This window comes from Bacteroides nordii, from assembly GCF_019930665.1.
Lineage (GTDB): Bacteria > Bacteroidota > Bacteroidia > Bacteroidales > Bacteroidaceae > Bacteroides > Bacteroides nordii.
The window spans coordinates 2,862,658-2,874,839 of the sequence record NZ_CP082886.1 but is presented as its reverse complement, the minus strand read 5'-3'; the positions used below and the strand labels follow the sequence as shown (position 1 = coordinate 2,874,839).

The following is a 12,182-nucleotide window of genomic DNA, read 5'->3' as shown; positions in this document are numbered from 1 at the left end:
GCCGGTGTTGACTGGCTTTTGTCTTTTTGAAACGAACAGAATACTTAAACTTTATTAATCCCTAAACTCATTTTATGGTTATAACTCTCATTATTTTAGTACTATCTGCAGCTTTTTTTATGAGTGGTAAGGTGCGTTCTGACCTCGTTGCTCTTTGTGCATTGATTTCTTTACTTATTTTCCAGATACTTACCCCTGAAGAGGCTCTTTCGGGGTTCTCCAATTCGGTAGTTATTATGATGGTAGGACTGTTTGTGGTTGGTGGAGCTATCTTTCAGACAGGGTTGGCAAAAATGATTAGCAGTAAGATTTTGAAGCTGGCAGGGAAAAGTGAATTGCGATTATTTTTATTGGTGATGTTGGTTACTTCTGCTATCGGGGCTTTTGTTAGTAACACAGGTACTGTAGCGCTGATGCTCCCCATTGTAGTGAGTCTGGCTGTCAGTGCGGGTATGAATCCCAGCCGCTTGTTGATGCCATTGGCTTTTGCAAGTAGCATGGGAGGTATGATGACTCTGATTGGTACACCACCAAATCTTGTGATTCAGAATACATTGACAAGTGTTGGATTTGAACCTTTGTCTTTTTTCTCTTTTTTACCTGTGGGGATCATTTGCGTAGTAGTAGGTACACTCGTGTTGTTGCCTCTTACCAAGTGGTTTCTTTCGAAGAAAGGAAAAAAACAGGAGAGACTCTCTTCCGGAAAGTCATTGAACCAGCTAGTGGCAGAGTATGGATTATCCAGCAATTTATTCCGATTGCGTGCTGTTTCTACATCTGCATTGGTAGGAAAAACAATCATTGATCTGGATGTACGGCGTAAATATGGATTGAATATTCTGGAGGTACGTCGTGGCGATGCTTCTCAGAATCGTTTTCTGAAAACGATTACACAAAAACTAGCCTCCCCTGATACTGTGATGCAGGCTGAAGATGTGCTTTATATTACAGGTGAGGTTGAAAATGTGGATCGGTTTGCTCAGGATTATCTGTTGGAAATGCTCGACGGGCATACAACAGAAGAAGCTGCAAAGGCTGATAAATCACTTGATTTTTATGATATTGGTATTGCTGAGATCGTATTGATGCCTTCTTCCAATCTATCGAACCGTACTGTGAAAGAGGCTGGTTTCCGCGATAAGTTTAATCTGAATGTGTTGGGTATCCGTCGTAAAAAAGAGTATATCCTGCAAGAACTGGGTAATGAGAAGATGCACAGTGGAGATGTACTTTTGGTGCAGGGAACCTGGCTGGATATAGCACGATTGAGTAAGGAAGATGCCGATTGGGTAGTGTTGGGTCAACCTTTGGATGAGGCAGCTAAAGTAACATTGGATTATAAAGCTCCAGTGGCAGCTGCTATCATGCTCCTGATGGTAGTGATGATGGTATTCGATTTTATCCCGGTGGCTCCTGTTACTGCGGTGATGATTGCGGGAGTATTAATGGTACTTACAGGTTGTTTCCGTAATGTAGAGGCGGCTTATAAAACAATAAACTGGGAGACAATCGTATTGTTTGCAGGTATGCTTCCCATGTCTTTGGCATTGGAAAAAACGGGAGCGTCAGAATACATATCCAATAGCCTTGTCAGTGGATTGGGAAGCTATGGGCCGATTGTTTTGATGGCAGGCATTTATTTCACTACCTCACTGATGACAATGTTTATCAGTAATACTGTGACGGCAGTATTGATGGCGCCTATTGCCTTACAGAGTGCTTTGCAGGTAGGGGTTAGCCCCGTGCCCTTCTTGTTTGCTGTCACTGTAGCTGCCAGTATGTGTTTTGCATCTCCGTTCTCAACACCTCCCAATGCTTTGGTGATGCCGGCAGGGCAATATACGTTTATGGATTATATAAAAGTAGGATTACCGCTTCAAATAATAATGGGCGTGGTGATGGTATTTGCATTGCCACTACTGTTTCCGTTTTGATAATATGCTAATATGCCAATATGCCAATGTGCCGATTGCTGTGCAGGGTAATAGCGCAGCCAATTGGCACATTGGCATATTAGTAGCCCATTAGCCCATTATTAATTTAGCCAGATAATCGTAATGTTTTCCTTCTTTGACAAGCTCGGCTTTGAAACCATATTCAGCAGCATAGAGGCTGAGGGTCTGGAAATCGATATATAGCCAGTCGAATGAGTCTCCTTTAATATCTTTATATTGCATTTGAAAATCAATCTCACCATAGTAATCTCCGGCAAGGTCTATTTCAAAACTACCATCCTCGTCTTCAAAAAGATAGCGTAAATCACTTGAGTCCATTAATATACAGCCACCCGGGCGAAGTAACATTTTCATTCTCCGGAAAAAAGCAGGCATATTTTCCAGTCGTCCGATGATACCGGATCCATTCATCAACATTAGGATTGTATCGAATGTGTCAACAAATTGTTCATCGAACAAATTAATAAGTCGGGCGTTAGTAACACCACGTTGTTTCATTACTTCTACAGACAACGGAGAAATGTCGATAGCACATACTTCTTTCCCCATTTCCTGAAGAGCGATGGCATGGCAACCACTTCCGGCACCAACGTCGAGAATACTTCCGTTTGCCAGTTGCAGAGCAGTGCGTTCAAGCAATGGCATTGTTTTGGCATTACGGAAAAGCTGTCTTACGGGGATTTCGTCTTCATCAAACTGTGAAGAGAATACTTGTAAGCGGTTTGCCTTATGATGATTGAAATAGTCGGCTATGGCAGCTCCCATAGGATCTTTGTCTGTTGTGAGTAAGGTTGTTTCCATTACGTCGTTATTGGTTGTTAAGGAAGCAAAGATAGATAATTCGGAGAAAAGGATTATCTTTGTACATTGAAAATATGAATTAAAGAAGTAAGATTATGAGCTTAGAAGATGCAATGATGGGTGGTATCGTTTTCAAAGGAAAGAAAGACGGTCCTAAAAAAGAGGAAGATAAGGTGAAGACGAAAGCTAAGAAAACAACTTATATTAAAGGAACCCATGGCTCTGGCGCTGCAAAAATGAAGGCGGAAATAAGAAGGAAAAGGGCGGGAAGGCATAAGAAATAGTTATTTAGTTGACAGTGGACAATTGACAGTGGACAGTTAGCTGCGCATCATGCCACATTGTAACTATTAACTGTCCACTGTCAATTGTCCATTGTCAACTGTCAACTGTTCACTGTGGTAATATTTCAATCCAGTAATCGTCCGGATCATTGATGAAATACAATCCCATAGCTGTATTTTCAAAGCATACGCAGTTCATCTCTTTGTGATACTGACGGATGGCATCATAATCGCCTGCTACGCGAAAGCAAAGATGGCTTTCGTTTTCTCCTAATTCATAAGCCTCTGTATGTTCTTTCAACCAGGTAAGTTCCAGTAGGAATCCGGTCGTATTATCAGTGAGATAAACCAATATGAATGAACCGTCTTTAGCCTCCTTACGGTGATGCTCTTTCAGGCCGAGCGCTTTTTCATAAAATGCGATACTGCGCTCTAAATTGGTTACATTGATGTTGAAGTGATCAAATCTGCTTTTTATTTCCATATTTAATAATGTGATAATTTGTCAATATGCCAGTGTGCCGATTGTTATGCGGTATATTTATTATAGCGCAGCCAATCGGCACATTGGCATATTAGCATATTGAATAATTATTTAATCCAGGCTTTTACAATTTCTCCTACATATGTACGTGGTTGCCCTTCCAGTGGAGCTTGTGACGGGAGTTTCTTGCATTCAAGAATTACCGAAGGCTCTGTTTGGTTGGAAGGATAGAATCTTACAGAGTAGGTTTCTGCCTTCTCTATTTGCTCGTTGGACTGATCGGGAGAGAATATGGTGAAAACAACAGGTTTACCGTCCATTTTTCCTAATGAACCACCTGCATTGGCAGTCATCATTGTCATGTTGAATGCATCTTTACCGATGGCAATTACAAGTTTGCCTGCACCCATCTGAATAGCACTGGCCGGTACTTGGGAAGGTGCTACTTCCGTATAGCCGGGTATGTTGCCTGACGCAGACGGAGTAGTACTTGCAGATGGGGTAGTAACGGTGACAGGGGTTGCCGGGGTGATAACGATTGGTCCGGGAGCTGTTACTGGCTTTTTTGCAGTTTGTGCTTCTGGTTCTGTTGGTTCTGCTGCTCCCAATGCCTGGGCTGCACTGGCGAATAGCTCATCTGCAAAGTCTATTGTCTTTTTACGCCATTTGGCCAGACCGCGTATCAATTTGGTTTTTGATTTGTTGAGTGCATATTTATCGGTAATCCACTCTTCGGCGGTATATCTTTCGGTTTCACGATAACTGAAACGTATCTTTTCTATTTCCATCAGGCACTGACCGGGTTTGCAGGTTACAGTAATCTGATAGTTTGTCAGTGTGCGGTCCAATGACAAGGCACTCGATCTGAATACGATCCACTCCTCGCCAATTCCCGCTATCATTCCTTTTTCTTTGTCCCAGTACGCAATACGGCTTCCCTGGTTTTTATTCTCTTTCAGCCTGTTTTCCATCCATTTCATCATTCTGTCGAATATCTGATCCTGTGACATACCTGGTATGCTGAATTCTTTGGAAAATACAACTTTCCCATCTACTTCGGGAACCGCACCAACAAGGTATCTGCTGTCGTCATTGTCATCTTTATCTTTCTGTGCCATGATACTTACCGGCAGGCAGAGAAGAAATAATACAAGAAAAAAGTGTGTTAATCTGTTCATAATTCTATGTTTTATTTAGTAATATCAAAAGTTTCTCCTCGGTGAGTGATACTGATAAAATGGCATCCATTGGCCTCTGCTATGCTTCGGAAAGCATTTCCTCCCTCATAATCTTCACTGAAGTGCATGGGTACAAATATAGTAGTTTTTATTTGTTCAATGAATTGTTTGGCTCCTTTCATGTAATCTTTTCCCATCCGCCGGTCTACCGGAAATAAGACGAGGTCAATGGTAGGAGTTTGTTGCTTCAGATATTTCACTTCTGCCAGAAAGTCGCCATTCGCTTTACGTATTTCCTCTTCGGTAGATTCTTCACTCCAATGCCAATTGTTGAGATCGCCGGCATGGAATATATGCATACCTTGCAGGTGAATGAGGAAAGAAATTCCCACGTCTGTCGAACCGAATGCGTCAATTCTCAAAGCATCATCCTCATAGCTTTCTCCTTTATTAATATAAATAGCGTCTTCCTGCTTGGCACGACGATGTTTCAGGATATCTTTTGAGAAAATATAGATGATGTCCGGACGTTGTTCTTTCCACGTCAGTATCTCGCGATTAAAATGATCGGGATGGAAATGGGTAGAAAGAACATATAATTTACCGGGTTTCTGCAATAGATAGTCATGTACGACTCCCCGGTTTCGTTCTGTTTCTGACGAATCTTTATAATAATCAATAATAAGGGTTACACCTTCGGCTTCGATGGCAAAACCACTGTGGTAGATATAATCCAGTTTCATGGGTTAATGGTTTAGGAATGCAATATTACGTATTCTTCTCATTACAAACAAGAAAAAGTAGGAAAATCAAGGAGCCAGCCGTGTTACTTTCCAGGTTCCGTCTTTCTGTAGCGTATACAGAAAGCGGTCATGTAGCCTGTTGGGTCTGCCTTGCCAGAATTCTATCCGGGTAGGAGTGACGGCATATCCTCCCCATTGCTGCGGGCGTTCCACTTCTTTCCCTATCCATTGCGCTGCTTCTTTCACGAAGTTTCGTATTAATTGCATCCGGCTTTTGATGGGCTGGCTTTGTGGAGAGATACGGGCTCCGATACGGCTTTTATATGGACGGTTTTTAAAATATTCATCCGATTCATGAGCCGGAACTTTGGCTGCAATGCCTTCTATATGTACCTGCCTTTCCAGTTGATGCCAGATGAATGACAAAGATACATGCGGATTATTTGCCAGATGCCTGCCTTTACGGCTTTCATAATTCGTGTAGAATATGAACTTGCCATTATGAAGGTCTTTCAATAAAACGGTTCGTGTCGAGGGTTGTCCTTCGGGCGACACTGTGCCTACGACCACTGCAGTAGGTTCGTTTACTTTGGCATCAATGGCTTCCTGGAGCCAGCGGTTAAACAGCAAAAGCGGATTGTCGGGAAGTTCACTTTCCTTCAATCCGCCTTTGGTGTATTCTTGCCGAATGCCGGCGAGATTTATTTCCATGATTTTGATGCTATTACATTGGAACTTCTATTAACAGAATATGCGAGTCTTTCAGAGTCTCAAGCTCAAAACTGTTGGTATCATAGATGCCCATGCCATCCCGGCGTTGCATCACTGTACCATCCACTACTATCTCTCCTTCAATAAGGAAAATGTAAACTCCTCCGTGGGTCTGATGCAGATGGTAACCTAACTTTTTACCGGCTTCCACTTTACCGATAGAGAACCATGTATCCTGTAGTAGTGAGGCGGGAGTACTACCATCGGGTGATACAATCAGTGACAGTTCATTTTTTCGTTCCTGTTCGCGGATACTGTAATCATTGTAAGCAGGATGTGTATTCCGTTCGCGTGGCATGATCCAGATCTGCAGGAATTCCACAGGTTCCGTTTTGCTACCATTCATTTCGCTATGGAAGATACCCGTACCGGCACTCATTACTTGTATATCGCCCACAGTAATCACCCGGTTGTTCTTCTTACTGTCTCCGTGCTCCAGTTTTCCTTTCAGGGGGATAGATACAATCTCCATATTCTTGTGAGGATGTGTCTGGAAGCCTTCTCCGGGAGCAACACGATCATCATTCAATACCCGTAATGCACCAAAATTGATACGTTCCGAGTCAAAGTATTCATCAAAACTAAATGTATGGTGACTATCCAGCCAATCGTAGCGTGAACGTCCGCGGGTATCCGCTTTATGTATTACCTTTTTCATTATTTCTCCTTGGTTTATAAGTTTATATATACAATTAACAATTGCGGATAACGAAAGGTTCTATTTCTTCACTTCATTTAGCAAGGGTTTATGATTTATAAAATCACGGATATTTTGTAAAGTGGTCGTTGCAATATTTCCTAATGCTTCTTTGGTGAAAAAAGCCTGATGAGAGGTAACGATTACATTATTGAATGATAGTAAGCGCGCCAGTACATCGTCGTCGATGATACGGTCGGATTTATCTTCGTAGAAATATTCACCTTCTTCTTCATAAACATCCAATCCGGCAGAACCTACCTTCTTATTTTTTAAACCTTCTATAAGCGCATTGGTGTGGATGAGTTGTCCACGTCCGGTATTGATAATCATTACTCCGTCCTTCATCTTGCTTATAGAGTAATCGTTGATCAGATATTTGGTTTGTTCGGTAAGCGGACAATGTAGTGAAATAATATCCGAGCTATGATACAGTTCGTCCAATGAAGTATATACTACTTGGTTTTCACGGGCGAAGTTATAATCCGGATAGAGATCATATGCCAATATATTCATTCCGAATCCGCGTAGGATATGAATCAGTATTTTAGCTATTTTTCCCGTGCCGATGATGCCGGCAGTTTTTCCATGCATGTCAAAACCCATAAGTCCGTGCAGGGAGAAGTTTCCGTCGCGGGTACGCCAGGAAGCACGTGGTATTTTACGGTTGAGTGATAACATGAGTGCTACGGTATATTCTGCTACAGCATAGGGAGAGTAGGCAGGAACACGTAATACGGTTATTCCGTTGTCGGCCGCAGCATCGAGGTCCACATTGTTATATCCGGCACATCTTAGCGCCAGGAGTTTTACGCCATTGGCTGCCAGCGTGCGGATGACTTCTGCATCAGCTGTATCATTAACGAAGATACAGACGGCATCCACACCTTGGGTTAATAACACATTGTTCTTGTTCAGATGTCCTTTGAAATAACGTATTTCATATCCGAACTCTTTATTTTTTTCGTTGAATGAAGTTTCATCATAGGGCTTGGTACCAAAAAATGCGATTGTATATGCCATAATTTCTATGTTTATTATCCATAATAACACTGGAAAACCTCAATAAGTTCGTATCTGTTGTCTTGCTTTTAAAAGTTCTATTTTAACAGTGTGTTAAATACCTATTTAAGTCACTGTGAAAATGCATAGTTTATACTTCGAAAGTACTATACTTTGCATCACTAAAGATGGATAGTTTGTCCGTATGTTAATATTGTTAATTGGGTTTTGATGCGTTTGTTACAAACGAAACTATTTCGTTTTTTCATCAAATACTTCTTATTAGTGAAATTAAATGCACAAAGATGCTTCTTGTGTGCAATATTATTGTACCTTTGCGCCCGAAATAACTTAAAAAAGATTTAAATGAGAAAATTATCTTTGATTAGCATTGTGTTGCTGATCGTTTCAATTCCAACTTTTGCGGGAGGTCTCCTGACAAATACTAATCAGCATGTTTTATTTTTAAGAATGTTGGCTCGTGATGCTTCAACAGATATTGATGCTGTATATTCCAATCCTGCCGGTCTGGCTTTTATGGAAGATGGATTTCATCTCTCTTTTAATGGTCAGAGTGCGTTTCAGACGAGAACAATAACTTCCACGTTTGCTCCATTTGCCGGGTTCGGTGGAAATGCTACTAAAGAATATAAGGGCGAAGCTTCTGCTCCGTTTGTCCCCAGTTTTTTTGCTGTATATAAAAAAGGTGACTGGGCATTCTCAGGAAGTTTTGCCGTGACAGGAGGTGGTGGTAAGGCTACCTTTAATGAAGGGCTTGGCTCTTTTGAGTCTCAGGTATCTGTCATTCCAATGGCGATGAAAGCAGCTGGAGCGAGCTTAGTAAGTGGAGGATTGCTTCCTGAAAATCCGTTTGCAAATACGAATAAGTATTCTGTAGATAGTTATATGCGTGGAAAGCAGATGATTTTTGGTCTTCAATTGGGAGCCACCTATAAAATAACAGATTATCTGTCTGTTTTTGGTGGACTACGTATGAATTATGTAAGTAATGGGTATGAAGGACATATTCGTGACATTCAGGCTAATATAGGCGATAAAATGGTGAATTTGAACCAGACGTTTACTGCCTATGCAGACCAGTTTAATAAACTGGCGGCAGCAGCGGAAGTTGCCGGACAACCTGAAGCGGCAAAAAAGTATGCAGCAGCTGCTGCAATGGCTAATAAGTATGCGACAAATACTCAAGATAAATATTTGGATTGCGACCAGACCGGTTGGGGAGTAACACCTATTATTGGTGCTGACTTTAAGATGAACAAATGGAATGTTGGTGTGAAATATGAGTTTAATACCAAGCTGAATGTAGAGAATAAAACACGTGTGGATGATACTAAGTTATTTGCTCCGGGTGTAAACACTCCACATGATATTCCAAGTTTATTAACAGTTGGTGTGTCTTATGAAATTCTTCCTGTGCTTCGTGCTTCTGTAGGTTATCATCATTTCTTCGATACTCATGCTAAGATGGCCGATGCTACTAATCTAATTACTGGAGAAAGAACCGGGAAACAGCATTTCATAGATAAAGGTACTAATGAATATCTGGCTGGTATCGAATGGGATGTATGTAAATGGGCACAAATCAGTGCCGGTATGCAACGCACAAAATATGGTGTGGAAGATAGTTATCAAAGTGATATGAGCTTTGCTGTAAGTTCTTACTCTTTTGGTTTTGGTGCCGGTTTCAATATCGCTAAAAACCTGAAGTTGAATATAGCTTACTTCTGGACTGATTATGAAGATTATACAAAGAATTGGAGTGACTACAACGGGATTTCTGCTTTGGCAGGACAAGCCATTCCGGGAACAGATGTTTTCTCACGTACCAATAAAGTATTCGGTATCGGTCTTGACTATAAGTTCTAAATAACACGAACTAATTCTCTTATATATAAAAGGAGATTTCTCTGCTACTTCTATTGAGAAGGCGGTGAAATCTCCTTTTTCGTTTTTATAGAGATGAAATATTTTCTTTTTTAGAAAGAATACTGTACCAACAGATTCATACGGTTCGCATTGCGGGTATCATCATTAAAATCCGTACGCCATCCTCGCAGATACTCGGCACCTACCTGTAGGTTGCTGGTTACATTCCAGAATAAATTAGCTACCAGATACTGTCCTTTACGATATGCTTCCGGATTTTCACTTGGATATCCATGTTCGGAGTAAAGTCTTGACAAACTATAAGTCCCTGATACAAACATATTCTTGCATAAATTATATTGTACTCCTGCATACCATCCGAGCATAGGAAGTGCTTGCATTTTGCCCTCTTTCTCCGGATTTGGAACAAGGTCTACATTCAGATTGCTAAGATCGTTGAGGAACTGCCCGATTCCCTTTCCATAATTAAACTGCCCGAATAGTTGCCATTTCGGAGTAACAGCAAATGTGGTGGATGCCTGCAATCCGAATCCGGTGGTGGAATAGGCTTTCTGATAAACATCACTTGAATAAGTCATACTGCGAAGAATAGCTGCCAGGCGGATGTGGCTGTTCTTATTCCAGTTGTATTGAGCAGAAGCTGCAAAGTCCGGCATACGTTGTGTGCTGATAGACAGTTTGTCGGTGGTTGTTCCGTCTACCGAAGGCATCTCGGCAGCAATACCGAATTTCCAATTTTTCAATCCGCTGTACATATAACTTAACTGGGTGGTACGATAGAATGCAGAACCGTTAGGGCCGGCAAAATCTATGGTAGGGGGAAGTGCTGCTAAATCCATAAACGAACCATAGCTGTATCCTAATGTAAATCCTAAGAATGAAGCGTATGCATTCTGGAGTTCAAATGTTTTCCCATTTCCCCGGAAGTTTCCTGCAGTATAGACAACAAAGTCTCCCAGATTCTTGGTATGCCCTACCAGTTTTAAGAATAGGGTAGAAGTGGTAGCATCCATCTGAAACTGATTTCTTGCATAATCCGTTCCTCTGTTGGGTATAAGTGCCGGATAGAAATCTACATCTTTAACGATACCTCCGAAGTCATATTCTGCCGTAGCGCGTACGTATCCTCCAATACCGAGGGCAAACTTTCCTTTTTGATCTGTCAGCAAGAAGCGGGGAGCTTTGGGTTCGTGAAAGCGTTTAAGTTGTGTCTCCTCCATGATTCGGATAATCTCATCTCCGGCTTTATCCCTTGAGACAAACATGATAGAGTTTGGCTCTTTATCTTCAATGATTACTTTTTTCTGGGCATTTGCGCAGAGTGGGAGTAGTCCCATTCCAAGTAGCAGCGCTACTGTTCTAAATGTTGTTTCCATTATAAGTTAAGTTTTAGGTGAATGTGCAAAGAACAACTAAAATTTGAAAAGGTTGAGACAGCTTTGCCAAAAAAGCGAAGATAAGCTGCACCCCGGCATAAAAAATGAACTCGTTCATTTTATTCTGCCCTCGGTTTGCATTATCTTTGGGAAAAATAGACAAATATTGCGGAAGTATTGCCATAGGTAAATCCTTTTAGAAACTTCATCTTTGCATTCAGTAATAATTTGAATAATAAAACCACAATGGATAAACTGACAAGTAAAATAGTAGGGATGGAATCAGAGTTGCGTCACTTTGCTCTCAAGCTGACTGCCGATCAGGATTCGGCTAATGATTTGGTGCAGGATTGTATGTTGAAAGCTCTGGATAATAAGGAGAAGTTTGTTCATGCGCAAAACTTTAAGGGCTGGATGTACACAATCATGCGTAATCTTTTTATTAATAATTATCGTCGGGTTACGCGTGAAATATCTATGATGGATGATAGTTATAGCATTGGCCGTCAGAATCTGTTGGAGGTAGAAGATGGAGAACGTTTTGAATATGCTTATGATCTGAAGGAACTTCATAAAGTGATTAATGCGGTACCGGAATCTATGCGAAAACCTTTTCTCATGTACGTTGCCGGATTCAAATACAATGAGATCGCAGAGAAAATGGGGCTTCCGATTGGTACGATAAAAAGTCGTTTGTTCTTTGTGCGTAAAAGGCTACAGAAGGAATTGAAAGAATTTGGTAAATAGTGAGCAGTGATGAGTGATTAGTGATAAGTGATTAGCAGGGAGTGATAAACGGTTAGTGATAAGTGAGGAGTGATTAGTGCCATGTGGATTCATGGCGCAGCCCACTAATCACTTATCACTCCTCACTAATCACTATTTTTTTTGCCTATTTCCAAAAGATGCCGTATCTTTGCTGCCCGAATTTAAAAAAAAACGTATGATGCCGTGAATAGCGGTCGTGTATTCTAGAACACCAC

Annotated in this window: 12 protein-coding genes; 4 read left to right on the top strand and 8 right to left on the bottom strand. The window is 41.2% G+C overall.

All coding sequences use genetic code 11. From position 1 onward, the window contains the following. Positions 1–74 precede the first annotated feature (74 nt). Entirely contained in the window at positions 75–1,934 is a 1,860-nt protein-coding gene (locus K8P02_RS11585; RefSeq protein ID WP_025867175.1) for an SLC13 family permease, read from the top strand. A gap of 90 nt (positions 1,935–2,024) precedes the next feature. Here K8P02_RS11585 and K8P02_RS11580 read toward each other — a convergent pair whose 3' ends face one another. Next, entirely contained in the window at positions 2,025–2,756 is a 732-nt protein-coding gene (locus K8P02_RS11580; RefSeq protein ID WP_025867176.1) for a class I SAM-dependent methyltransferase, read from the bottom strand. A gap of 95 nt (positions 2,757–2,851) precedes the next feature. On the opposite strand from K8P02_RS11580, the gene K8P02_RS11575 reads away from it, so the two are divergent. Continuing rightward, positions 2,852–3,040 (top strand): hypothetical protein, encoded by a 189-nt coding sequence (locus K8P02_RS11575; RefSeq protein WP_002561340.1) that lies wholly within the window; start codon positions 2,852–2,854, stop codon positions 3,038–3,040. Positions 3,041–3,149: 109 nt separating this feature from the next. On the opposite strand, the gene K8P02_RS11570 is transcribed toward K8P02_RS11575, so the two are convergent. From K8P02_RS11570 to K8P02_RS11545, 6 genes are all read right to left on the bottom strand, one after another. Then, the gene (locus K8P02_RS11570; RefSeq protein WP_002561341.1) at positions 3,150–3,524 is read right to left on the bottom strand and encodes a VOC family protein; all 375 of its coding nucleotides are present in this window, start codon (positions 3,522–3,524) and stop codon (positions 3,150–3,152) included. 107 nt (positions 3,525–3,631) lie between these two features. After that, the gene (locus tag K8P02_RS11565; protein WP_195349314.1) at positions 3,632–4,702 is read right to left on the bottom strand and encodes a DUF4468 domain-containing protein; all 1,071 of its coding nucleotides are present in this window, start codon (positions 4,700–4,702) and stop codon (positions 3,632–3,634) included. Positions 4,703–4,713: 11 nt separating this feature from the next. After that, positions 4,714–5,445 carry an MBL fold metallo-hydrolase gene (locus K8P02_RS11560; RefSeq protein ID WP_002561343.1) on the bottom strand — a complete coding sequence of 244 codons (732 nt, stop codon included), beginning with the start codon at positions 5,443–5,445 and terminating at the stop codon, positions 4,714–4,716. Between the two features lie 66 nt (positions 5,446–5,511). Beyond that, positions 5,512–6,156 (bottom strand): pyridoxamine 5'-phosphate oxidase, encoded by a 645-nt coding sequence (gene pdxH / locus K8P02_RS11555; protein ID WP_002561344.1) that lies wholly within the window; start codon positions 6,154–6,156, stop codon positions 5,512–5,514. A 13-nt stretch (positions 6,157–6,169) separates the two neighbouring features. After that, positions 6,170–6,874, bottom strand: coding sequence for a pirin family protein (locus tag K8P02_RS11550; protein ID WP_002561345.1), 705 nt, complete (start codon positions 6,872–6,874; stop codon positions 6,170–6,172). A gap of 60 nt (positions 6,875–6,934) precedes the next feature. After that, entirely contained in the window at positions 6,935–7,936 is a 1,002-nt protein-coding gene (locus K8P02_RS11545) for a 2-hydroxyacid dehydrogenase (RefSeq protein WP_002561346.1), read from the bottom strand. Positions 7,937–8,281: 345 nt separating this feature from the next. Here K8P02_RS11545 and K8P02_RS11540 point away from each other — a divergent pair, with 345 nt between their 5' ends. After that, on the top strand, positions 8,282–9,802 hold the full coding sequence (locus K8P02_RS11540) for an OmpP1/FadL family transporter (RefSeq protein ID WP_007486499.1): 1,521 nt from the start codon (positions 8,282–8,284) through the stop codon (positions 9,800–9,802). 110 nt (positions 9,803–9,912) lie between these two features. Here the strand turns inward: K8P02_RS11540 and K8P02_RS11535 are convergent, their stop codons facing one another. After that, positions 9,913–11,199 (bottom strand): DcaP family trimeric outer membrane transporter, encoded by a 1,287-nt coding sequence (locus K8P02_RS11535; RefSeq protein ID WP_007486501.1) that lies wholly within the window; start codon positions 11,197–11,199, stop codon positions 9,913–9,915. Positions 11,200–11,445: 246 nt separating this feature from the next. Here K8P02_RS11535 and K8P02_RS11530 point away from each other — a divergent pair, with 246 nt between their 5' ends. Continuing rightward, positions 11,446–11,946: an RNA polymerase sigma factor gene (locus K8P02_RS11530; protein ID WP_025867178.1), complete on the top strand. Its 501-nt coding sequence runs from the start codon at positions 11,446–11,448 to the stop codon at positions 11,944–11,946. The last annotated feature ends 236 nt before the right edge of the window (positions 11,947–12,182 follow it).

Excerpts from the sequence above, each read along its gene's own strand:
- K8P02_RS11570 (WP_002561341.1), bottom strand. The coding sequence starts at position 3,524 with ATGGAAATAAAAAGCAGATTTGATCACTTCAACATCAATGTAACCAAT.
- K8P02_RS11560 (WP_002561343.1), bottom strand. The coding sequence starts at position 5,445 with ATGAAACTGGATTATATCTACCACAGTGGTTTTGCCATCGAAGCCGAA.
- K8P02_RS11530 (WP_025867178.1), top strand. The coding sequence starts at position 11,446 with ATGGATAAACTGACAAGTAAAATAGTAGGGATGGAATCAGAGTTGCGT.
- K8P02_RS11580 (WP_025867176.1), bottom strand. The coding sequence starts at position 2,756 with ATGGAAACAACCTTACTCACAACAGACAAAGATCCTATGGGAGCTGCC.
- K8P02_RS11535 (WP_007486501.1), bottom strand. The coding sequence starts at position 11,199 with ATGGAAACAACATTTAGAACAGTAGCGCTGCTACTTGGAATGGGACTA.
- K8P02_RS11575 (WP_002561340.1), top strand. The coding sequence starts at position 2,852 with ATGAGCTTAGAAGATGCAATGATGGGTGGTATCGTTTTCAAAGGAAAG.
- K8P02_RS11545 (WP_002561346.1), bottom strand. The coding sequence starts at position 7,936 with ATGGCATATACAATCGCATTTTTTGGTACCAAGCCCTATGATGAAACT.
- pdxH (WP_002561344.1), bottom strand. The coding sequence starts at position 6,156 with ATGGAAATAAATCTCGCCGGCATTCGGCAAGAATACACCAAAGGCGGA.
- K8P02_RS11585 (WP_025867175.1), top strand. The coding sequence starts at position 75 with ATGGTTATAACTCTCATTATTTTAGTACTATCTGCAGCTTTTTTTATG.
- K8P02_RS11540 (WP_007486499.1), top strand. The coding sequence starts at position 8,282 with ATGAGAAAATTATCTTTGATTAGCATTGTGTTGCTGATCGTTTCAATT.
- K8P02_RS11550 (WP_002561345.1), bottom strand. The coding sequence starts at position 6,874 with ATGAAAAAGGTAATACATAAAGCGGATACCCGCGGACGTTCACGCTAC.
- K8P02_RS11565 (WP_195349314.1), bottom strand. The coding sequence starts at position 4,702 with ATGAACAGATTAACACACTTTTTTCTTGTATTATTTCTTCTCTGCCTG.